At 70.9% G+C, this 20426-nt stretch carries 20 protein-coding genes and 4 tRNA genes; 17 read left to right on the top strand and 7 right to left on the bottom strand.

Annotated elements, in window-relative coordinates; genetic code table 11:
- The 3 genes from ACH65_RS07000 to wrbA all read right to left on the bottom strand — a co-directional run.
- A partial coding sequence (locus ACH65_RS07000) for an acyl-CoA dehydrogenase family protein (RefSeq protein ID WP_049621851.1) occupies positions 1–1335 on the bottom strand: 1335 nt, incomplete at its 3' end.
- A 339-nt stretch (positions 1336–1674) separates the two neighbouring features.
- Complete coding sequence (locus tag ACH65_RS06995; protein ID WP_049621850.1) at positions 1675–1980, bottom strand: DUF2069 domain-containing protein; 306 nt, start codon at positions 1978–1980, stop codon at positions 1675–1677.
- 38 nt (positions 1981–2018) lie between these two features.
- Entirely contained in the window at positions 2019–2621 is a 603-nt protein-coding gene (gene wrbA, locus ACH65_RS06990) for an NAD(P)H:quinone oxidoreductase (protein WP_049621849.1), read from the bottom strand.
- Between the two features lie 64 nt (positions 2622–2685).
- Here wrbA and ACH65_RS06985 point away from each other — a divergent pair, with 64 nt between their 5' ends.
- From ACH65_RS06985 to ACH65_RS06975, 3 genes are read left to right on the top strand one after another with little or no spacing between them, the layout of a single operon-like run.
- Entirely contained in the window at positions 2686–3957 is a 1272-nt protein-coding gene (locus ACH65_RS06985; RefSeq protein WP_049621848.1) for a YihY family inner membrane protein, read from the top strand.
- Positions 3954–4427, top strand: coding sequence for a TlpA family protein disulfide reductase (locus ACH65_RS06980; protein ID WP_053096193.1), 474 nt, complete (start codon positions 3954–3956; stop codon positions 4425–4427). The genes ACH65_RS06985 and ACH65_RS06980 overlap by 4 nt, the downstream gene beginning before the upstream one ends.
- Positions 4427–4696 (top strand): acylphosphatase, encoded by a 270-nt coding sequence (locus ACH65_RS06975; protein ID WP_049621847.1) that lies wholly within the window; start codon positions 4427–4429, stop codon positions 4694–4696. The genes ACH65_RS06980 and ACH65_RS06975 overlap by 1 nt, the downstream gene beginning before the upstream one ends.
- On the opposite strand, the gene ppk2 is transcribed toward ACH65_RS06975, so the two are convergent.
- The 3 genes from ppk2 to hemA form a co-directional block, all read right to left on the bottom strand.
- Positions 4697–5464, bottom strand: coding sequence for a polyphosphate kinase 2 (ppk2, locus tag ACH65_RS06970; protein WP_049621846.1), 768 nt, complete (start codon positions 5462–5464; stop codon positions 4697–4699). It abuts the gene before it with no gap.
- A 220-nt stretch (positions 5465–5684) separates the two neighbouring features.
- Complete coding sequence (gene prfA, locus ACH65_RS06965) at positions 5685–6764, bottom strand: peptide chain release factor 1 (protein WP_049621845.1); 1080 nt, start codon at positions 6762–6764, stop codon at positions 5685–5687.
- A gap of 83 nt (positions 6765–6847) precedes the next feature.
- Positions 6848–8125 carry a glutamyl-tRNA reductase gene (gene hemA / locus ACH65_RS06960; protein ID WP_049621844.1) on the bottom strand — a complete coding sequence of 426 codons (1278 nt, stop codon included), beginning with the start codon at positions 8123–8125 and terminating at the stop codon, positions 6848–6850.
- 165 nt (positions 8126–8290) lie between these two features.
- On the opposite strand from hemA, the gene ACH65_RS06955 reads away from it, so the two are divergent.
- The 8 genes from ACH65_RS06955 to ychF all read left to right on the top strand — a co-directional run bounded on the left by ACH65_RS06955 (position 8291) and on the right by ychF (position 15757).
- A complete protein-coding gene (locus ACH65_RS06955; RefSeq protein WP_049621868.1) occupies positions 8291–9976 on the top strand; it encodes a tetratricopeptide repeat protein in 1686 nt (561 codons plus the stop codon).
- Positions 9973–10617, top strand: a complete 645-nt coding sequence (gene lolB / locus ACH65_RS06950; protein WP_049621843.1) for a lipoprotein insertase outer membrane protein LolB — start codon at positions 9973–9975, stop codon at positions 10615–10617. Before ACH65_RS06955 ends, lolB begins: the two co-directional genes overlap by 4 nt.
- A gap of 48 nt (positions 10618–10665) precedes the next feature.
- Positions 10666–12048, top strand: a complete 1383-nt coding sequence (gene ispE, locus ACH65_RS06945) for a 4-(cytidine 5'-diphospho)-2-C-methyl-D-erythritol kinase (protein WP_049621867.1) — start codon at positions 10666–10668, stop codon at positions 12046–12048.
- A gap of 42 nt (positions 12049–12090) precedes the next feature.
- Positions 12091–12167, top strand: a tRNA-Gln gene (locus ACH65_RS06940).
- A gap of 34 nt (positions 12168–12201) precedes the next feature.
- Complete coding sequence (locus ACH65_RS06935) at positions 12202–13158, top strand: ribose-phosphate diphosphokinase (protein ID WP_272913760.1); 957 nt, start codon at positions 12202–12204, stop codon at positions 13156–13158.
- Between the two features lie 144 nt (positions 13159–13302).
- Positions 13303–13947: a 50S ribosomal protein L25/general stress protein Ctc gene (locus ACH65_RS06930; RefSeq protein ID WP_049621841.1), complete on the top strand. Its 645-nt coding sequence runs from the start codon at positions 13303–13305 to the stop codon at positions 13945–13947.
- Between the two features lie 50 nt (positions 13948–13997).
- A complete protein-coding gene (gene pth, locus ACH65_RS06925) occupies positions 13998–14603 on the top strand; it encodes an aminoacyl-tRNA hydrolase (protein ID WP_049621840.1) in 606 nt (201 codons plus the stop codon).
- 62 nt (positions 14604–14665) lie between these two features.
- On the top strand, positions 14666–15757 hold the full coding sequence (gene ychF / locus ACH65_RS06920) for a redox-regulated ATPase YchF (protein ID WP_049621839.1): 1092 nt from the start codon (positions 14666–14668) through the stop codon (positions 15755–15757).
- A 170-nt stretch (positions 15758–15927) separates the two neighbouring features.
- Here ychF and ACH65_RS06915 read toward each other — a convergent pair whose 3' ends face one another.
- On the bottom strand, positions 15928–16854 hold the full coding sequence (locus tag ACH65_RS06915; protein WP_049621838.1) for a LysR family transcriptional regulator: 927 nt from the start codon (positions 16852–16854) through the stop codon (positions 15928–15930).
- A 93-nt stretch (positions 16855–16947) separates the two neighbouring features.
- On the opposite strand from ACH65_RS06915, the gene ACH65_RS06910 reads away from it, so the two are divergent.
- From ACH65_RS06910 to tuf, 6 genes are all read left to right on the top strand, one after another.
- The gene (locus ACH65_RS06910) at positions 16948–17955 is read left to right on the top strand and encodes a zinc-dependent alcohol dehydrogenase family protein (RefSeq protein WP_049621837.1); all 1008 of its coding nucleotides are present in this window, start codon (positions 16948–16950) and stop codon (positions 17953–17955) included.
- A 330-nt stretch (positions 17956–18285) separates the two neighbouring features.
- Entirely contained in the window at positions 18286–18777 is a 492-nt protein-coding gene (locus tag ACH65_RS06905) for an acyl-CoA thioesterase (RefSeq protein ID WP_049621836.1), read from the top strand.
- 90 nt (positions 18778–18867) lie between these two features.
- Positions 18868–18953 (top strand) — tRNA-Tyr (locus tag ACH65_RS06900).
- A 17-nt stretch (positions 18954–18970) separates the two neighbouring features.
- A tRNA-Gly gene (locus tag ACH65_RS06895) sits at positions 18971–19044 on the top strand.
- Between the two features lie 20 nt (positions 19045–19064).
- Positions 19065–19140, top strand: a tRNA-Thr gene (locus ACH65_RS06890).
- A gap of 83 nt (positions 19141–19223) precedes the next feature.
- Positions 19224–20414: an elongation factor Tu gene (tuf, locus tag ACH65_RS06885; RefSeq protein WP_049621824.1), complete on the top strand. Its 1191-nt coding sequence runs from the start codon at positions 19224–19226 to the stop codon at positions 20412–20414.
- Positions 20415–20426 lie beyond the last annotated feature (12 nt).

Here is a 20426-nt window from a genome sequence, read left to right as displayed (position 1 = left end):
GGCCGCGCGCAGCGCGTCCAGCCCCTGGCCGGCGAGGGCGCGCAGGTGGTCCAGCGCGAGCACGTTGGTGGTGCCTTCCCAGATCGGGTAGACCTGCGCGTCGCGCAGCAGCTGCGGCAGGCCGGTGTCCTCGATGTAGCCGGCGCCGCCGAAGCATTCCAGCGCTTCCGAGCACAGCCGCACCGCCAGCCTGGCGGTCCACAGCTTGGCCAGCGGGGTGAGCAGGCGCAGCACGGCGGCCTCCTGCGGCGAGGCCGCGCCCTGCTCGACGCGGCCGAGCAGGTGCGCCACCTCGAAGGCGAGCGCGAAGGCGCCCTCGAACTCGGCCTGCATGTCGGCCAGCGTCTGCGCGTGCAGCGGCTGCTCGATCAGCGGCCGGCCGAAGGCTGCGCGGCGCACGGCGTAGTCGCGCGCCAGGGCGATCGCGCGGGTCATGCTGGCCACCGCGCACACCGCGTTCCAGCTGCGGGTGACGTTGAGCATCGGCGCCACCTGGCGCACGCCGTGGGCCAGCTCGCCCACCGGCCAGGCGGGCAGGCCGTCGAGGTGGATCTCGGCGGTGGGCAGTTCGCGGGTGCCGAGCTTGTCCTTGAGCCGGTCGATCACCAGCTCGGGCTTGCGCTGGGCGCCGTCCATCGTCTCCACGTAGAACAGTGCCAGCGCGTTCGCCCCGGCGCCGGCGCCGTCGGGCCGCGCCAGCGCCAGCGCGGCCTCGCCGACCACCGCGGAGCTGAACCACTTGCGGCCGTAGAGCCGCCACTGGCCGTGCTCGTCCTGGCGGGCGAGGGTTTCGGTGTTGCCCACGTCGGAGCCGCCGGCGTTCTCGGTCATCCACTGGCCGCTGAGCCAGAAGGCGGCCGGGTCGCGGCTGAGGAAATGCGGCAGCGCGCGCTCGGTCAGGGCGACGTTGCCCGCGGTCTTGAGCGCGGTGGCGGCGCCGTCGGTCATCGCCAGCGGGCAGGTGTAGAACTCGCTGGCGAGGTGGTAGAGGTAGACCCGCGCGAACTCTTCCACCCGCGCGTGCTCGTGCGCCTCGTGGCCGGCGGCCAGCACCGCGTGGCGGGTGGTGACGTGCGGGCCCTCGAGCCAGGCCGGGGTGAGTTCGATGCGGTCGATGCGCCGGCCCCAGGCGTCCCATTGGGTGAGCACCGGCTGGCGGCGCGTGCTGGCGGCGGCGCGCTGCCAGGCGGCGAGGGCGTAGTCGGCCAGGGCGTCGAGGTCGGCGTCCAGCGCCTCGCGGCGCTCGGCCGGGATCACGCGGTCGAGCAGGGCGAGCAGCACCCGGTCGCCGCGGTAGGGATGTTCGAGTTGCGGTGCGTGCTGCAAGAAACCCATGGGCCGATCCCTGCCTTGGATGGAGGCTTCGAGTATAGGCAGGGCCGCGCGGACGCACTGACGCGGCGCATCACGGGCGGGGCACGCGGCGGCTGCGTGCGTCGTCGCGGTGCGGACGGGGCCGGGTTTCGCCGCCCGGTCGTATCCGTGTTGCGGATGCCGGACTGCGCGGCATGCTCGGGTGGCGCGAGCGCATCGCGCCCGGAGCCTGCCCGCGGTGAGCTTGTGGAAGCGCGCTTCGCGCGCGGCCGTTGGGGATGGGGTGTTGCCGCTCTGCAGGCCTGTCGCGCGCGAGGCGCGCATCCTTACAGGATGTGCTCGGTGGCCGTGGGCCGGCGCTCAGCGCGCCCGCCGCCGCACGCCGGCGCCCAGCGTGCCGATCAACCCCAGCGCGAGCGCGATTTCGGCGATCGCCGGGCCGCGCTCGGCCGGCGTGCTCCACGCCTCGGCCACGCCGTGGCTGAAGTAGAACAGGGCGAGGATGCCGGCCCAGAGCAGGGCGCGGCGGGGGCGGCGGATCGCCGCCAGCGGCAGCAGCAAGGGCACGGCCGCGATTGCCAGCACCAGCCAGCGCGGCAGCTGCGTTGGCGGGAACAGCCAGCCATGCCAGGCCAGCTGCAAGGCGAACAAGGCCTGCCAGGCCATGAATCCGATGCGCTCGATTTTCGTGAGCGGAGGGACGCTCAAGCAAGCCCCGCCAGCTTGCGCGCGGTATCGGCCAGCCGGCGGCCCAGCGCGCGCGCCAGTTCGCGCTCGTGCTCGTCGATCGAGCGCTCGCCGTGGCTGCCGCTGACGTGGCTGGCGCCGTAGGGCGTGCCCCCGCCCTGCGTGGCGCTCAGCGCGGGCTCGGTGTAGGGCAGGCCGAGCAGCAGCATGCCATGGTGGAGCAGGGGCAGGGCCATGCTGAGCAGGGTCGTCTCCTGCCCGCCGTGCATGCTGCTGGTGGCGGTGAATACCGCCGCCGGCTTGCCCACCAGGGTGCCGCTGGCCCATTCGGCGCCGGTGCCGTCGAGGAAGTATTTGAGCGGCGCGGCCATGTTGCCGAAGCGGGTGGGGCTGCCGAGCGCCAGGCCGAGGCAGTCGGCGAGGTCCTGGCGGGTGGCGTAGGGCGCGCCGTCTTCCGGCTCGGGCGGCTGCGCCACTTCGGTCACCGGCGCCACCGGCGGCACCTGGCGCAGGCGCGCGTGCATGCCGGGCACTTCCTCGATGCCGCGCGCGATCAGGCGGGCGAGCTGGGCGGTATGGCCGGTGCGGCTGTAGTACAGCACCAGGATGTCGTGGCTCATGCGTTTGGGCGGTCCGGTCGCGATGGGTTAGTGTAGCCGCGATGCCTCCGGAGATCCCCGCGCCGTGCGTTTCGACCGCGACCGTTTCCGCACCCTGATCCGCTTCTTCTGGCAGCGCTTCATCGACGACAAGTGCTTCGAGACCGCGGGTGCGCTGTCCTACACCACGCTGGTGTCGCTGGTGCCGCTCACCGTGGCGGTGCTGGCGATGTTCTCCGCCTTCCAGGTGTTCGAGAGCGCGCGCAACACCCTGCTCGACTTCGTGTTCCGCAACTTCGTGCCGGCGGCGGGCGAGCAGGTGCAGAACGCGCTGATGGATTTCGCCAGCAAGGCCAGCTCGCTCACCGGCATCAGCATCCTGGTGATGCTGTTCAGCGCGGTGTCGATGATGATCAGCATCGAGGACCGCCTGAACCGCATCTGGCGCGTGCGCCAGCCGCGCGCCTGGGGCTCGCGCCTGCTGCTGTACTGGGCCGCGCTGACGCTGGGGCCGATCCTGGTCGGCGGCGCGCTGGTGGCCAGCTCCTACGTCACCGCGATGCCGTTGCTGCGCGGCGCCTACGAGCAGTTCGGCATCGGCCAGCGCCTGCTCGGCACGCTGCCGTTCGCCGCCACCTTCGTCACGCTGTGGCTGATGTACACCGTGGTGCCCAATTGCCGGGTTAAGCGCCGCGACGCGGCGATCGGCGCGCTGCTCGGCGCGGTGATGTTCGAGGTGGCGCGCTGGGGCTTCGCGCAGTACGTGCGCGGCGCGCAGAACTACGAGCAGATCTACGGCGCGCTGGCGGCGATCCCGATCTTCCTGCTGTGGATCTACCTGTCGTGGGTGATCGTGATCCTGGCCGCCTCCATCGCCGCCTCGCTGTCCGCCTACGAGTACCACGCGCCGTCCAAGACCCTGCCCGAGGGCGCCGAATTCCTCGGCCTGCTGGTGGTGCTCAAGCATTTCGTGGAGGCGCAGCGCGAGGGGCGCGGCATCGGCCCGGCCGAGGTGCGGCTGTGCGAGCCCTACCTGCGCGGCGCGGCCATCTCCGGCTACTTCGAGGACCTGCAGCGCGCCGACCTGATCCAGCGCGGCGAGGAGGGCGGCTGGCTGCTCAGCCGCAGCCTGGACAGCACCGACCTGCTGCGGGTCTACAATCACAGCCATTACCGGCTGCCGATGCGCCCCATGGACGAGGCGCGCTCGCTCGGCATCGACCTGCCGGCGGCGCTGGTGGAACTGCTGGATGCGCTGGCCGATTCGCTCAAGGCCGCGCTCGGCGCGCGGCTGGACTACCTCTACCCGCCGGTCGCCGCCACGGCCGGCTCCGCGACCGAGGAACCCGCACGATGAAGATGTACCGACCGCTCGCCCTGCTGGCGCTCGCCCTGGCCGCCGCGACGCCGGCGCTGGCCGCGATGCCCGAGCGCCCCGCGCTCAAGCTGGCCCTGCTGGACGGCAAGCCCTACGACCTCGCCGCCGAGCGCGGGCATTGGGTGATCGTCAACTTCTGGGCCACCTGGTGCGTGCCCTGCATCGCCGAGATGCCGGACATCTCGCGCTTCGTCAGCGCACACAAGGACAAGGTGCGCGCCATCGGGCTGGCCTATGACGACTCCGAGCCGGCCGACATCAAGGCCTTCCTCGCCAAGCACCCGGTGAGCTACCCGGTGGCGCAGGTCACGCTGGACAAGCCGGTGCCGGACTTCGACCAGCCGCGCGGCCTGCCCACCACCTACCTGATCGCGCCGGACGGCAAGGTGGCCAAGCGCTTCGTGGGGCCGGTGACCGGGAAAGCGCTGGGCGAGGCGATCGGGCTCTGATGGCCGCGGCGCGCTTCACGGTCGAGGGGCGCGTGCAGGGCGTGTTCTTCCGTGCCAGCACCCGCACGCAGGCGCTGGCGCTGGGCCTCGCCGGCTACGCGAAGAACCTGGTGGACGGCGGCGTGGAAGTGCTGGCCTCGGGCGACCCCGCTGCGCTCGATGCGCTGGAGCGCTGGCTGCAGCGCGGCCCGCCGTCCGCACGGGTGGCATCGGTGCGGCGCGAGGACCTGCCGGAGCGGGACGCCCCGCCAGGCTTCCACGCGCTCTGATCAATACACCTCGGGCACCCACACCGCCTCGGTGGTGAGCTTCTCCTTGCGCGGCTTGCCCTTGAGCCGGGGCAACCGGGTGGCGGGGATGTCCTGGTCGCGGTAGGGCACCTGGTCGAGCAGGTGGCGGATCAGGTTGAGCCGGCCGCGCTTCTGGTCGTTGAAGTCCACCGCGAACCAGGGCGCGTGCGGGCGGTGCGTGCGCTCGATCATGGTGTCGCGCAGGCGGCCCATCTCGGCGTACTTCGCGCGTGCGGCGAGGTCGACCGGGGAGAGCTTCCAGCGCTTCTGCGGGTCGTTCGCACGCTCGGCGAAGCGCCGCTCCTGCTCGGCCTGGTCCACCGCCAGCCAGTACTTGAGCAGCAGGATGCCGTCGTCGGCCAGCAGCCGCTCGAAGGTTGGTGCCTGCTCCAGGAAGGCCTCGTGCTGGGCCTGGGTGCAGAAACCCATCGCCGGCTCCACCACCGCGCGGTTGTACCAGCTGCGGTCGAACAGCACGATCTCGCCGGCTGCGGGCAGGTGCGGCACGTAGCGCTGGAAATACCACTGCGTGGCCTCCTGCTCGCTCGGCTTGCCCAGCGCCACCACGCGGTAGCCGCGGGTATCGAGGGTGTCGGTGATGCGCTTGATCACGCCGCCCTTGCCGGCCGCGTCGCGGCCTTCGAAGAGCACCAGCAGCCGCCGGCCGCTGACCTTCAGCCAGTACTGCATGCGGATCAGTTCCAGCTGCAGCGCCGCGAGCGCGTCGCGTTTGGGGTGCCTGCCCATGCGTTCTCCCGGTAGCCGGATCCGTTCCGGCGCCCCGCCACGCTACACGATGCGCGGGGAGCTTGTGGGGGCGGGGCGCGAAGGCGGCGTGACCCAATGTGCCATGTAAGCGCGCCTTGCGCGCGACAAGCCCACGCAGCGGCAACGCCGTTGCGCCGCGGTCGCGCGCAAGGCGCGCTCCTACGAGAGGTGCTGGGCTCGACCGCAGGCGGACGCGCTCTCAGCCGTCGGCGAGCGACTTCAGTTCGTCGGCCTGGCTTTCGCGGGCCAGGGCGTCGAGCAACTCGTCGAGGTCGCCCTGCATGATCTCGGCGAGGTGGTAGAGATCCAGGCCGATGCGGTGGTCGGTGACCAGGTTGTCCTTGTAGCGATAGGTGCGGATGCGCTGGCTGCGGTCGCCCGAGCCCACCTGCAGGCGCCGCGTCTGGGCCTGCGCCGCGGCCTGCTTGCCTTGCGCCTCGTCGAGCAGGCGCGCCTTGAGCAGGCTCATCGCGCGGGCGCGGTTCTTGTGCTGGCTGCGCTCGTCCTGGCATTCCACCACCAGACCCGAGGGCAGGTGGGTGATGCGGATCGCCGAGTCGGTCTTGTTGACGTGCTGGCCGCCGGCGCCGGAGGCGCGGAAGGTGTCGATCTTGAGCTCGGCGGGATTGAGTTCGATGTCCTCGATCTCGTCCAGCTCCGGCAGCACCGCCACGGTGGCGGTGGAGGTGTGCACGCGGCCCTGCGACTCGGTGGCCGGCACGCGCTTGACGCAGTGCACGCCCGACTCGAACTTCAGCCGCGAGAACGCGCCCTTGCCCTCGATGCGCGCCACCACCTCCTTGTAGCCGCCGTGCTCGCCGGGGTGCTCGGAGAGGATCTCCACGCTCCAGCGCCGCCGCTCGGCGTAGCGCAGGTACATGCGGAACACGTCGCCGGCGAAGATCGCCGCCTCGTCGCCGCCGGCGCCGGCGCGCACCTCGAGGAACAGGTTGGCCTCGTCGCGCGGGTCCTTCGGCAGCAGCAGGCGCTGCAGTTCGCCGTCCAGCCGTTCGAGTTCGCCTTCCAGCCGCGCCGCGTCGTCCGCAGCCAGCTCGCGCAGCTCGGGGTCGGCGAGCATGGCGCGGGTGTCGGCCAGCGCGCGCTCCGCCTCCGCATGCTCGCGCAGCGCGCCGGCCACCGGCTCCAACTGGGCGTATTCGCGCGAGAGTTCGCGAAAGCGCTGGCCGTCGGCCAGCACGCCGGGGTCGGCGAGCAGGCGGCCGATTTCCTCGTGGCGTTCGGACAGGGTTTCGAGCTTGCGGCGGATGCTGGGCGTCATGGGCGTGCAGGCGGGCGGCGGGGAGGCGAGGGCGAGGGCGAGGGCGAGGGCGAGGGCGGGCGCGGCGGCGGGAGCCGCGCCGCCTAGGCCTCGCGTTCGTCCTGCGCCGTCTCGTCCGTGCCGTACAGGCGGCCGGCCGCGTGCAGCAGATCCAGGTCGCCGGCGAGCGCCGCCTCGCGCAGCCGCGCGCTGGGGTGGTGCAGCAGCTTGTTGGTCAGCGTGTTGGCGAGGAAGGCCAGCGCCTCGTCGGGGGACTTGCCGCGCGCCAGCATCGCCTGCGCCTTGGCCAGCACCTCGTCGCGGTAGCGCTCGGCGTGCTGGCGCAGGTCCACCACCGGGTTGTGCAGGCCGAGCGCGCGGCGCCAGGCCATGTAGCGCTCCACCTGCAGGTCGATGATGGCGTCGGCCTCGCGCGAGGCCGCCTCGCGCAGGCGGCGGTTGTCGTCGATCACCTGGCGCAGGTCGTCGATGCCGTACAGGTACACGTCGTTCAGCTCGCCCGCCGCGGGCTCGATGTCGCGCGGCACGGCGATGTCCACCATGAACATCGGTCGGCGCCGGCGCGTGGCGATGGCCTTCTCCACCATCGCGCGGGTCACCACCGGCTCGCGCGCGGCGGTGGAGGCGATCACGATGTCGGCCTCGGCCAGGTGCTGCGGCAGGTCGTGCAGGGCGATCGCGTAGCCGCCGTGGCGCCCGGCCAGCTCCTGCGCGTTCTCCAGCGTGCGGTTGGCGACGATCAGGCGGCGCACCCGCTTGTCGGCGAGGTGGCGCGCGGCCAGCTCGATGGTGTCGCCGGCGCCGATCAGCAGCACGCAGGCCTGTTCGAGATCGGTGAACACCTGCTCGGCCAGCCGCACCGCGGTGAACGCCACCGACACCGTGTGCGCGCCGATGCGCGTGTCGGTGCGCACACGCTTGGCCACCGCGAAGGTGTGCTGCAGCAGGCGGTCCATCGGCGCGCCCAGCGACTGCGCGTCGCGCGCCTGCTGGTAGGCGTCCTTCACCTGGCCGAGGATCTGCGGCTCGCCGAGCACCATCGAGTCCAGCCCGGTGGCGACGCGGAACATGTGACGTACCGCCGCATCCTCGTCGTGCCGGTAGAGGAACTCGTCGAGCTTGCCGGGAGTCAGATGACGGTGCCGGTACAGCCAGTGCTGCGGCGCGTCCTCGGCACCCGCGGCCACGCTCACGTAGAGCTCGGTGCGGTTGCAGGTGGAGAGGATCATCGCCTCCTCCACGCCGGGCTCGCTGCGCAGCTCGCGCAGGGCGGCGTCGGCGTCGGCGGCATCGAAGGCCACCTGTTCGCGCAAGCCGACCGGCGCAGTGAGATGATTGAGCCCGAGGGCGATCAGCGGCATGTCGGTGGACTGGAAGAGGCGGCAGGCGTCCGTCGTCGTAGGCTAAGCTTGCCCTGTGCGACCGGATGCGTGATAGCCGGGAAAGACGTGAAAAAACCGGAGAATAGTGTGCTGAGCAAGGCGCCCAAGTTCAAGCAACTGCGGCATTTTGCGGTTGGCGGCGCCATGGCGCTGATGCTCGCCGCCTGCGCCGGCGTGCCGGAGCGCGGCGGGGCCGGGCGGCCCGCCGCGGCGGCGCAGCCGCTGGCCCGCCTCACCGTGGCGACGCCGGATGCCGCCCATGATCTGCTGGCGCAACTCATGGCGGGCGAGATGGCCCTGGTCGGCACCGATCTCAAGACCGCGGCCGCGCATTACGGCCAGGCGGCGGCGCTGTCCCCCGATCCGCAGGTGGCCGAGCGCGCCACCGCGCTGGCGGTCGCCGTGCACGACGATGCGGCCGCGCAGCGCGCCATCGCGCGCTGGCAGGCGTTGGGCGCGGCGCCGGTGCAGCTGGCCCAGGCGCGCGCGCAGCTGGCATTGGACCAGGGGCGCACCGAGGAGGCGCAGCAGCAGCTCGACCTGCTGATCCGCCATGGCGGCGCCGATGCCTGGCGCCAGTTCGGCCGCGTACTGCTCAACGCCCGCGACTCCGCCCAGGCCGGCCGGCTGCTCGAGGCGCTGGCCACGCCGCAGCGCCTGCCGGCCGATCCGCAGGCCTGGCTGGCGATGAGCGAGATGGGCGACAAGGTCGGCCGCCACGCCTACGCGATGCAGATCGCCGACGCCGCGGTGAAGCGCTTCCGCAACGCCGAGACCTACGCCTGGGCGGCGCAGATGCGCTTAAAGAGCGGCGACAGTGCCGGGGCCAAGGCGCTGCTGCAGCAGTCGCTGGCGAAGTCGCCCGACGACGCGCGGCTCAGGCTCAGCTACGCCAGCCTGCTCAGCCAGTCCGGCGACGCCGCCGGCGCCGCCAAGGTGCTCGACCACGGCCTGCAGACCCCCGACACCTACGCGCTGCGCGTGGCCCTGGCCGTGCAGGCCAACGACCGCGCCGCGCTGGCGCGCCTGTACGGGCAATTGCAGCGCGCGCCGGGCAAGGTGCGCGAGGGCAGCTACTTCCTGCTCGGCCAGCTGGCCGAGATGCTCGGCCGCAAGGACGAGGCGCTGGACTGGTACGACCAGGTCGACGACGACGACCCGCACGCCTTCGACGCCGACCTGCGCAGCGCGGTGGTGCTGCACGACGAGGGCAAGCGCGCCGACGCGCACGCCCTGCTGGAGCAGATGCAGACCGATTACCTCGACCAGCCGGCCCAGCTGCGCCGCGCCTACGCGGCGGACGCCGAGCTCTACATGCGCGAGCAGCAGTACCCGCAGGCCGCCAAGTCCTTCGGCCGCGCCCTGCAGGTGACGCCGGACGATCCGGGGCTGCTGTATGGCCGTGGCCTGGCCTATGCCGAGGCTGGCGACGTCGACCAGGCGGTGGGCGACCTGCGCCGCCTGCTGCAGCTCAAGCCCGGCGACGTGGACGCCAGCAACGCGCTCGGCTACACCCTGGTCGACGCCAACCGCGACCTGCCCGAGGCCGAGCGGCTGCTGCAGACCGCGCGCGCGGCCAAGCCCAACGATCCGGCCATCGCCGACTCCTGGGGCTGGCTGCAATACCGCCTGGGCCACCTCGACCAGGCCGAGCAGGTGCTGCGCGGCGCCTGGACGGCGAACAAGGACGCCGACGTGGGCGTGCACCTGGGCGAGGTGCTGTGGCAGCGCGGTCAGCGCCAGGATGCCCAGCACGTGTTCGACGAAGTGCGCCGCCTCGACCCCGGCAACGCCAGCCTGCGCGCCACCTTGCAGCGGCTGAAGCCATGACGCGGCGGTGGTGGGGTGTGGCGGCCGCGCTGCTGCTGGCCGGCTGCGCGAGCGCGCCGGCGGTGCGGATGCACGGCGATGCGGCCCTGCTGGCGGCCCAGGAAGCGCGCGAGCGGTCGCTGGCCGGCGTGGACCGCTGGGTGCTGCAGGGGCGGCTGGGCGTGTACGACGCGCACGGCGGCGGCAGCGGCGACTTCACTTGGAAGCAGGACGGCGCGCGCTACGAACTGCTGCTGAGCGGCCCCGCCGTCAGCGGCGTGGACGTGCGCCTGCGCGGCGACGATGCCGGCGCCCTGCTGGAGGGCGTGAAAGGCGGCCCGTTGCGCGGCGCCGATGCCGAGGCGCTGATGCGCAAGGCGCTGGGCTGGGAGGTGCCGCTGCGCGACCTGCGTGCCTGGGTACTCGGCCTGCGCGCCGACAGCGGCCCGGCCGAACTCAGCTTCGGCGAGAACCGCCTGCCGTCGCTGCTGCAGCAGGACGGCTGGACGGTGGACTACCGCGACTGGGACCTCGCCCGCCAGCCGCCGCTGCCCAGCCGCATCTTCGCCGAGCGGCCGCCGTACAAGGTGCGGCTGTCGATCAAGTCGTTCGAGCTGGGCGGCGCGGCCGTCCGGCCGTCCAAGGGAATCGCCGGCGGCTGAGCGCCGGCCATGAAGCAGGGCGGCCGCCCGGCCGCCGTGGGATCGAGCATGTCATTCCATATCGAGCGGGCGGCGCCCGGACAGGCCGACGCGCTGTGCGCCATCGAGCGCGCCGCCGTGCAACTGTTCCGCGGGCATCCCGCCTGGCCGGCCTACGAGGCCGCGAGCATGCCGCCGGACGTGCTGGACGAGGCGATTGCCCAGGGCATGGTGTGGGTGGCGATCGAGGGCGGCGAGCCGGCCGGCTTCGTCTGGCTGGAGGCGCTGCCGGGCAAGAGGGCCGTCGGCATCGCCGAGATCGACGTGCTGCCCCGGCACGGCCGCCGCGGCATCGGCGCGGCGCTGCTCGAGCACGCCTGCGCGTGGGCGCGCATGGCCGGCTACCGCCGGGTGGACCTGGGCACGCTGGCCGACGTGCCGTGGAACGCGCCGTTCTATGCCCGGCACGGCTTCCATGTGGTGGACAAGCGCGACCCGGCCTTCGCCTATGCGCTGGAGCGCGAGCGCGCCAACGGCTTCCCCGACGCGCTGCGCGTCTTCATGTCGCGCCCGCTGGCGCCGCCCGCGGCGGACGACTGGAGCGCCTGGCCGGCGCCGGCCAAGCTCAACCTGTTCCTGCGCATCACCGGCCGCCGCGACGACGGCTACCACGCCTTGCAGACCGTGTTCCGCCTGCTCGACTGGGGCGACGAAGTGCGCCTGCGCGTGCGTGCGGACGGTGCCATCCATCGGGTCGACGAGGTGCCCGGCGTGCCGGCCGAGCAGGATCTCCTGGTGCGCGCGGCGCGCCTGCTGCGCGAGGAGGCCGGCGTCGCCCAGGGCGCGGACATCGGCATCGACAAGCGCATCCCCATGGGCGGCGGCCTCGGCGGCGGCAGCTCGGATGCGGCCACCGTGCTGGTGGCGCTCAACCACCTGTGGGGCTGTGGCCTGGACGAGGACGCGCTCGCCGGGCTGGGGCGCCGCCTCGGCGCCGACGTGCCGGTGTTCGTGCGCGGGCGCTCCGCCTGGGCCGAGGGCGTGGGCGAAAAACTGGCGCCGCTGGCGCTGCCGCCGCGCTGGTACGTGGTGCTGGATCCGCGCGAACACGTGCCCACCGCGGCGCTGTTTCAAGCGCCTGAATTGACACGAAATGCGCCGCCGGCGACAATTTCATCCTTTGTTTCGGGCGAAGCGGCCGAAAACGCCTTCGAGCCGGTGGTGCGCACCCGTCATCCGCGGGTGGCGGCAGCGCTGGATTGGCTGGGCGGTTTCGGCCGGGCGCGTCTTTCCGGCACGGGTGCTTGCGTGTTCCTGGAAACGGCGACGCGCGGCCAGGCGCGGCGGGTGGCACGGCAATGTCCGGTGGCCTACTCGGCGCGGGTGGTCGCGGGCATGGACGTTTCGCCTCTGCAGCAGGCGCTGGCGCGACATCGCGGCGGCGCGGGCTGAAGAAGCGTCGCCGGCGCGGAACGGAAAGAAGCTAGAGATTACTGGGGCGTCGCCAAGTTGGTTAAGGCACGGGATTTTGATTCCCGCATGCGCAGGTTCGAATCCTGCCGCCCCAGCCATCCATTCACGGTTCTTAAGTTCAGAGGAAACATCGTGGACGCGTCCACTCCGATGCTCTTCACCGGCAATGCCCACCGCGTGCTGGCCGAGAATGTCGCCCACTGCCTGGGCGTGCCGCTCGGCAAGGCGCAGGTCGGCAAGTTCAGCGACGGCGAAGTGCAGATCGAGATCCAGGAGAACGTGCGACGGCAGGAAGTGTTCGTGCTGCAGCCGACCGGTGCGCCGAGCGCGGAGAACCTGATCGAGCTGCTGACCTTGGTCGATGCGCTCAAGCGCGCCTCGGCGGCCAACGTGACCGCGGTGATCCCGTACTTCGGCTACGCCCGCCAGGACCGCCGCCCGCGCTCGGCCCGCGTGCCGATCACCGCCAAGCTGGTGGCCCGCCTGATCGGCACCGCCGGCGTGGACCGCGTGCTCACGGTGGACCTGCACGCGGACCAGATCCAGGGCTTCTTCGACGTGCCGGTGGACAACGTCTACGCCTCGCCGCTGCTGCTGGCCGACATCTGGCGCAGCTACGGCATGGACGACCTGATCGTGGTCAGCCCGGACGTGGGCGGCGTGGTGCGCGCGCGCGCCATCGCCAAGCGCCTGGACGACGCGGATCTGGCGATCATCGACAAGCGCCGCCCGCGCGCCAACGTGGCCACGGTGATGAACATCATCGGCGACGTGCAGGGCAAGACCTGCGTGCTGGTGGACGACATCGTCGACACCGCCGGCACCCTGTGCGCCGCCGCGGCGGCACTGAAGGAGCGCGGCGCACGCAAGGTGGTGGCCTACTGCGTGCATCCGGTGCTGTCCGGCGCGGCGATCAGCAACATCGAGAACTCGCAGCTCGACGAACTGGTGGTCACCGACACGCTGCCGCTGCGCCCCGAGGCCATGGCCTGCGCGCGGGTGCGCCAGCTGTCGGTGGCGGAGCTGCTGGCCGAGACCATCCGGCGCATCGCCTTCGGCGAGTCGGTGAGCTCCCTGTACGTGGATTGAAAAATTAGAAAGTCCGCCCATGGATGGGCGGTTCCTGATCTTCAGCGCTTCGCGGCATGTGCCGCGTGGAAATACCGGCTTCCCTGGTCGCGGGGGAGTCGCCCGGCCGCCGCGAGGCGGTTCATCAACCTAGGTAGTGACAACATGTCCCAGATTCATGAAATCAAGGCACAGAGCCGCAAGGACGAGGGGAAAGGTGCGAGCCGCCGCCTGCGTCGCGCGGACCTCGTGCCGGCCGTCGTGTACGGTGCCGGCCAGCCGGCGCAGAGCGTGCAGATCGTGCACAACGACATCCTGCTCGCCGCCAAGCACGAGTGGTTCTTCTCCTCCGTGCTCGACCTCAACGTCGACGGCAAGGTGCAGAAGGTACTGGTGCGCGACTGGCAGAAGCATCCGTACAAGCTGCAGATGCTGCACCTGGACTTCCAGCGCATCAACGAGAACGAGTCGCTGCGCACCAACGTGCCGCTGCACTTCCTCAACCAGGAGAAGTCGCTAGCCGGCAAGACCGCGGGCGTGGTGATCTCGCACAACCTCACCGAGGTCGAGGTGGCCTGCCTGCCGAAGAATCTGCCGGAGTTCATCGAGCTCGACCTGGCCGACCTCAAGCCCGGCGACATCATCCACCTGTCGCAGCTGAAGCTGCCGGCCGGCGTGGAGATCCCCGAGTTGAGCCAGGGTGCCGCCCACGACATCGCCGTGGTCACCGCCAACACGATGAAGGAAGAGGTCGAGGAAGCCCCGGCCGCCGTCGAGCCCGCCGCTGCCCCGGCGCCCGAGAAGAAGTAAGCCGCGCAGCGGCCCGCGTCCAGGCGCGGGCCGCTGGCCGGCTGTCGGACATGGCAGGGCTCAGACTCATCGTCGGACTGGGCAACCCCGGTGCCGAATATCTCCGAACCCGGCACAACGCCGGGTTCTGGTTTGTGGACGCCCTGGCGTCCGGGCAGGGCGAGCGCTTCGCCTTCGACGGCAAGCTGCACGGCGAGGCCTGCCGGGTGCGCCTTGGCGGCGAGCCGGTGTGGCTGCTCAAGCCCGCCACCTTCATGAACAAGAGCGGCATCGCCGTGGCTTCGGCGCTGCGCTACTACAAGATCGCGCCGGAGGAGTGCCTGGTCGCCCACGACGACCTGGACCTGCCCGCCGGCACCGTGCGGCTCAAGTTCGACGGCGGCCACGGCGGCCAGAACGGCCTGCGCGACATCGTCTCGCACGTGGGGCACGGCAAGTTCCACCGCCTGCGCGTGGGCATCGGCCATCCCGGGCACCGCGACAAGGTGACGCCGTGGGTGCTGGGCCGCCCGTCCGCGCAGGACGAGGACGCCATCCTCGACGGCATCGCGCGCGCGCGCGAGGTGCTGCCGCTGGCGGTGCAGGGCCAGTTCGAGCGGGCCATGCATGCGCTGCATACAGCCGGGAATCGGGAATCGGGAGCAGGGAATCGGTGAACGATTTCCCGCCGCGATAGCCGATTCCCGATCCACCCTTCCCGATCCCCGGAGTCCCGCCCATGGGCATCAAATGCGGCATCGTCGGCCTGCCTAACGTCGGCAAATCCACCCTGTTCAACGCGCTGACCAAGGCGGGCATCGCCGCGGCCAACTTCCCGTTCTGCACCATCGAGCCGAACGTGGGCGTGGTGCCGGTGCCGGACCCGCGCCTCGCCGAGCTGTCGGCGATCGTCAAGCCCGAGCGGGTGGTGCCGACGGCGGTGGAGTTCGTCGACATCGCCGGTCTCGTTGCCGGCGCCTCGAAGGGCGAGGGCCTGGGCAACAAGTTCCTGGCGCACATCCGCGAGGTGGATGCGATCGCCCATGTGGTGCGCTGCTTCGAGCACGGCGACATCGTGCACGTGGCCGGCAAGGTCGATCCCATCGCCGACATCGAGACCATCGACACCGAGCTGGCGCTGGCCGACCTCGACTCGGTGGAGAAGGCGCTCAACCGCGCCGAGCGCGCGGCCAAGGCCAACGACAAGGAGGCGCTGGCCAAGAAGCCGGTGCTGCAGAAGCTCGCCGCCGGCCTCAACGAGGGCAAGTCCGCGCGCAGCCTGGGCCTGGACGAGGAGGAGAGGGCGCTGGTGCGCGATCTCTTCCTGCTCACCCTGAAGCCGCTGATGTACATCGCCAACGTGCGCGAGGACGGCTTCGAGAACAACCCGCACCTCGATGCCGTGCGTGCGCGCGCCGCCACCGAGGGCGCCCAGGTGGTGCCGGTGTGCGCGGCGATCGAGGAAGAGCTGGCCCAGCTCGACGACGCCGACCGCGACGAGTTCCTCAAGGACTTCGGCCTGGAGGAGCCCGGCCTCAACCGCGTGATCCGCGCGGGCTACACCTTGCTCGGCCTGCAGACCTACTTCACCGCCGGCGTGAAGGAAGTGCGCGCCTGGACGGTCAAGCGCGGCGCCACCGCGCCGCAGGCGGCCGGCGTGATCCATACCGACTTCGAGCGCGGCTTCATCCGCGCCGAGACGGTCGGCTACGACGACTTCATCCAATACAAGGGCGAGTCCGGTGCCGCGGCGGCCGGTCGCCTGCGCAAGGAAGGCAAGGACTACATCGTCAAGGAAGGCGACGTGCTGCACTTCCTGTTCAACGTCTGACGCGGCGCAGCCCGCCGTATCGGCGGGCTTCCCGTACGAGGCGGTGCAGCCCTTGCGCCGCTGAGACATCTTCGGTCTGGCCGCGGCCGCGGCCGCTTCGCGGCGGGGGTGACGGCACCGCCGCCGTCCGCCGACGGTGGCCCAGGGCGGGACGTCGGCATCGCGGCGCCTTACTGGTCGATGCCGAGCCAGGGCGGGTGGCGCATTCGCTCCAGCATGAAATCCGCGAAGGCGCGCGTCTTGCTCGGCAGCCCGTCCGAGGAGGGCATCACCACGTAGATCGCCCCTTCGTCCGCCACCGACCAGTCGGGCAGGATGGGCACCAGCCGCCCGTCGGCGAGCTCGCGGCCGACCAGCCAGTCCGTCGCCATCATCAGCCCACGGCCGGCAACGGCCGCCGCCACCAGTGCCTCGGCGTCGTCCGAGACGAACGGGCCGTCGACGTTGGCCGCCTGCGTGGTGCCGGAGGCGTCCGAGAACTGCCAATAGTGCGGCGTGGGAAACCCCGAGAAAATCAGGCAGGCGTGCCGGGCGAGCGCCTCGGGCGTGGCGGGTTCGCCGTGGCGCGCGAGGTAGGCGGGCGACGCGCAGACCAGCCGTCGGCGCCGGGCTATCTGGCGCGCGACCAGGCGGGAGTCGGGCAGCACGCCCAGGCGCACGGCGATGTCGAAGCCTTCGCCGATCAGGTCCACGAAGCGATTGGAGAAGGACACCTCCAGCGTCACCGCCGGATGGGCGGCGAGGAACTCGCTCAACAGCGGCGCCAGCCACATGCGCCCGAACGTGCCGGGGGCGGCGATGCGCAGCCGCCCGCGCGGGGCGCCGGCGGCAAAGGCCGCCGCCTCCCGGTCGGCGGTCGTCAGTTCGCGCAGGATCGGCTGCACCCGCGCCAGGTAGGCGGCGCCGGCTTCCGTCAGCGCGACGCGGCGTGTCGAGCGCGCCAGCAGGCGCACGCCAAGGCGCCCTTCGAGCGCTTGCACGCGCCGCGAAATGACCGTCGGGTCGCGGCCCAGCACCCGGCCGGCCGCGACGAAGGAGGCGTGCTCGGCCACGGTGGCGAAGGCGACGATGGCGTCGATGTTCGACCATTCATGCATATGTTGCAGTATTTCAATGCAAAGAATCGCCATTAACAAGGACTTCTGCCACGATTTAGCGTGGCGGGCACTGCCACCTCTTGGGGATGCCCCATGCGTGCCATCCAGCTCGTCAGCCCTTCGCTGAATTCCTTCGTTGCCGCCGACCTGCCCGAGCCGTCGGTGCCCGGCCATGGCCAGATCCTTGTCGCCGTGCGCGCTGCGAGTCTGAACTACATCGACGTCGCGGTCGCCCAGGGCCATTACCCGGGCATCGCCTTTCCCTTGGTTCCGGTGGCCGACGGCGCCGGGGAAATCCTCGCCGTCGGCGAGGGGGTGCACGGCCTGGTGGTGGGCGACCGGGTCGCGCTCCACCCCAAGGCGAGGTGGCCCGCCGGCCGCGCCACGGCCGAGCGGATGGCTGCGATGCGCGGCGTCAGCCTGCCGGGCGTGCTGGTCGAGGTGATCGAAGTCGATGCGTCGTCGGCGGTGAAGGCGCCGGACCACCTCGGCTGGGAAGCCATCGCCGCGCTGCCGGTCGTCGCCACGACTGCCTGGAACGCGCTCGAGGCCGCGCACGTCGGGCCCGGTTCGACCGTGGTGGTGCTCGGTACGGGTGGCACCTCGCTCACGACCCTGCAGCTCGCCAAGGCGCGCGGCGCGCGGGTGATCGTGACCTCGTCGTCGGACGACAAGCTGGCGCGCGCCCGCGCCCTGGGAGCCGATGAGGGCATCAACTACCGCGCGCAGCCCGCTTGGGACGAGGGGGTGCTGCGGCTCACCGGCGGCATCGGCGCGGATCTCGTGCTGGAGACCGCTGGCCCGCAGACGTTCATGCGCTCGCTGGCCGCGGCCCGGCAGGGCGGCACGGTGTTCACGATCGGCTTCCTGAGCGGCACGGTGGCCGAGGTCGACCTGTTGCCGGTGATCGTCAAGAGCCTTCGCGTGCAGGGCAACAACACGGGCTCGGCCGAGGATCTCGCCGATGCCTTGCGGGCCATCGCGGCCCATCGCATCGAGCCGGTGGTCGACCGGGTGTATCCGTCGGCGCAGGTCGCCGACGCCTACCGCGCGCTGGCCGGCGGCGGCCACTTCGGCAAGCTGGCGATCGCTTTGACTTGATCGCCGGGCGAGGGTGGGCGCGGCGGTGCGCACGGTGCCGGGCCTGTCGAGGGTAGGGCGGCAGGCTGGTCGTCAACTGTGCCTGTCCTGGCAGCGTCTGGCGCGTGCGTTTGGGCAAATAGACGTCCAGATGTCCATACGTTTTGCCGCGGCGTGATGGGCGCGGGCGCGCCGCAAATCCTTGCGGCGGCGGGTCGCGCTTCGCCGCCAAGGCTGAGGGCGAGGTGTTGGCGGCGCTCGCCGGGCATGCCGTCGCTCCGGTGCCTGGATGTGCCGCGCTTCCTGCGGCGCGCGTGCATAATCCATGGCTCGATCGTCCAGGAGCCAGCCATGTCCGGCCAGCAACACGAAGTGAGTTTCCGTTTCCTCGCCCAGCCGTCCGACGTCAACTTCGGCGGCAAGGTACACGGCGGCACGGTGATGAAATGGATCGACCAGGCCGGCTATGCGTGCGCGGTGGGCTGGAGCGGCGCCTACTGCGTGACCGCGTCGATCAGCGGCATCCAGTTCGTGGCGCCGATCCTGATCGGCGACCTGGTGACCGTGCACGCGCGGCTGATCCACACCGGCACCTCGAGCATGCAGCTGGCAGTGGACGTGTCGGCGCGCGACCTGCGCAGCGGCGGGCAGCGCCTGGCCACCAGCTGCGTGATGGTGTTCGTGGCGCTGGACAGCGAGGGCGGCCGGCCCACGCCGGTGCCGCGCTGGGAGCCGCGCAGCGAAGCCGAGCTGCGCCTGCAGGAGCATGCGCGACTGGTAATGGAGCTGTCCAAGGAGATGCAGAAGCTGATCGAGCAGTCGCCGGCTCCGGCGGTCGACTGAGCGACGGCGGATGTAGCGCTTTCCGCTCGATTTCCCGCGTTCAGGTGTTGACAGCCCGGCGGTCGATCCACACAATAGCCGTTCTTTGTTGGAGGGATACCCAAGCGGCCAACGGGGGCAGACTGTAAATCTGCTGGCTTACGCCTTCGGTGGTTCGAATCCACCTCCCTCCACCAGACGAGTTCCGCGCAGGGCGGGAGTAGTTCAATGGCAGAACCTCAGCCTTCCAAGCTGATGGTGCGGGTTCGATTCCCGTCTCCCGCTCCATTGATCCCGTCTTGCCTCGTGCTCATGTAGCTCAGTCGGTAGAGCACTTCCTTGGTAAGGAAGAGGTCGCTGGTTCGATTCCAGTCATGAGCACCATCTCGTGCAGTTTGCCGCGGTATCGTTCCGATCCGGTCAGGTAAGTTTCCTTCACTCATTGACTCCATTGGGGTTTGACGCTCATGGCAAAGGGTAAATTCGAACGCACCAAGCCGCACGTGAACGTGGGCACGATCGGTCACGTGGACCACGGCAAGACGACGCTGACGGCGGCGCTGACGAAGATCGGTGCGGAGCGTTTTGGTGGCGAGTTCAAGGCGTACGACGCGATCGACGCGGCGCCGGAAGAGAAGGCGCGCGGCATCACGATCTCGACGGCGCACGTGGAATACGAATCGCCGGTGCGCCACTACGCACACGTGGACTGCCCGGGCCATGCGGACTACGTGAAGAACATGATCACGGGTGCGGCGCAGATGGACGGCGCGATCCTGGTGTGCTCGGCGGCGGACGGCCCGATGCCGCAGACGCGCGAGCACATCCTGCTGTCGCGCCAGGTGGGCGTGCCGTACATCGTGGTGTTCCTGAACAAGGCGGACATGGTCGATGACGCGGAGCTGCTCGAGCTGGTCGAGATGGAAGTGCGCGAGCTGCTGTCGAAGTACGACTTCCCGGGCGACGACACCCCGATCATCCACGGTTCGGCGCTGAAGGCGCTGGAGGGTGATCAGTCGGAGATTGGCGTGCCGGCGATCATCAAGCTGGTGGACGCGCTGGACACGTACATTCCGGAGCCGCAGCGCGACATCGACAAGCCGTTCCTGATGCCGGTCGAGGACGTGTTCTCGATCTCGGGTCGCGGCACGGTGGTGACCGGTCGCGTGGAGCGCGGCGTGGTCAAGGTGGGCGAGGAAATCGAGATCGTCGGTATCCGCCCGACCGTGAAGACGACGGTGACCGGCGTGGAGATGTTCCGCAAGCTGCTGGACCAGGGTCAGGCGGGCGACAACGTGGGCCTGCTGCTGCGCGGCACGAAGCGTGACGACGTGGAGCGTGGCCAGGTGCTGGCCAAGCCCGGTTCGATCACCCCGCACACGGACTTCGAGGCCGAGGTGTACGTGCTGTCGAAGGAAGAGGGCGGCCGCCACACCCCGTTCTTCAAGGGTTACCGTCCGCAGTTCTACTTCCGTACCACGGACGTGACCGGCGCGGTGCAGCTGCCGGAGGGCGTGGAGATGGTGATGCCGGGCGACAACGTGAAGATGGTGGTGAGCCTGATCGCGCCGATCGCGATGGACGAGGGCCTGCGCTTCGCGATCCGCGAAGGCGGCCGCACCGTCGGCGCCGGCGTCGTCGCCAAGATCATCAAGTAAATCGCCCATCGC

The sequence above is a fragment of the Frateuria defendens genome (assembly GCF_001182895.1).
Taxonomy (GTDB): domain Bacteria; phylum Pseudomonadota; class Gammaproteobacteria; order Xanthomonadales; family Rhodanobacteraceae; genus Frateuria_B; species Frateuria_B defendens.
Note: the sequence above shows the minus strand (reverse complement) of the source record. Positions and strands in the feature narration are given on the sequence as shown.

Bases quoted from the DNA above. Each gene is read 5' to 3' on its own strand.
- ppk2 (WP_049621846.1), bottom strand. From the start codon at position 5,464: ATGGGCAGGCACCCCAAACGCGACGCGCTCGCGGCGCTGCAGCTGGAA.
- hemA (WP_049621844.1), bottom strand. From the start codon at position 8,125: ATGCCGCTGATCGCCCTCGGGCTCAATCATCTCACTGCGCCGGTCGGC.
- ACH65_RS06975 (WP_049621847.1), top strand. From the start codon at position 4,427: ATGGCCGCGGCGCGCTTCACGGTCGAGGGGCGCGTGCAGGGCGTGTTC.
- ACH65_RS06910 (WP_049621837.1), top strand. From the start codon at position 16,948: ATGCGTGCCATCCAGCTCGTCAGCCCTTCGCTGAATTCCTTCGTTGCC.
- ACH65_RS06905 (WP_049621836.1), top strand. From the start codon at position 18,286: ATGTCCGGCCAGCAACACGAAGTGAGTTTCCGTTTCCTCGCCCAGCCG.
- ACH65_RS06995 (WP_049621850.1), bottom strand. From the start codon at position 1,980: ATGGCCTGGCAGGCCTTGTTCGCCTTGCAGCTGGCCTGGCATGGCTGG.
- ychF (WP_049621839.1), top strand. From the start codon at position 14,666: ATGGGCATCAAATGCGGCATCGTCGGCCTGCCTAACGTCGGCAAATCC.
- wrbA (WP_049621849.1), bottom strand. From the start codon at position 2,621: ATGAGCCACGACATCCTGGTGCTGTACTACAGCCGCACCGGCCATACC.
- pth (WP_049621840.1), top strand. From the start codon at position 13,998: ATGGCAGGGCTCAGACTCATCGTCGGACTGGGCAACCCCGGTGCCGAA.
- ACH65_RS06955 (WP_049621868.1), top strand. From the start codon at position 8,291: ATGGCGCTGATGCTCGCCGCCTGCGCCGGCGTGCCGGAGCGCGGCGGG.
- lolB (WP_049621843.1), top strand. From the start codon at position 9,973: ATGACGCGGCGGTGGTGGGGTGTGGCGGCCGCGCTGCTGCTGGCCGGC.
- tuf (WP_049621824.1), top strand. From the start codon at position 19,224: ATGGCAAAGGGTAAATTCGAACGCACCAAGCCGCACGTGAACGTGGGC.
- ACH65_RS06930 (WP_049621841.1), top strand. From the start codon at position 13,303: ATGTCCCAGATTCATGAAATCAAGGCACAGAGCCGCAAGGACGAGGGG.
- prfA (WP_049621845.1), bottom strand. From the start codon at position 6,764: ATGACGCCCAGCATCCGCCGCAAGCTCGAAACCCTGTCCGAACGCCAC.
- ACH65_RS06980 (WP_053096193.1), top strand. From the start codon at position 3,954: ATGAAGATGTACCGACCGCTCGCCCTGCTGGCGCTCGCCCTGGCCGCC.
- ACH65_RS06915 (WP_049621838.1), bottom strand. From the start codon at position 16,854: ATGCATGAATGGTCGAACATCGACGCCATCGTCGCCTTCGCCACCGTG.
- ispE (WP_049621867.1), top strand. From the start codon at position 10,666: ATGTCATTCCATATCGAGCGGGCGGCGCCCGGACAGGCCGACGCGCTG.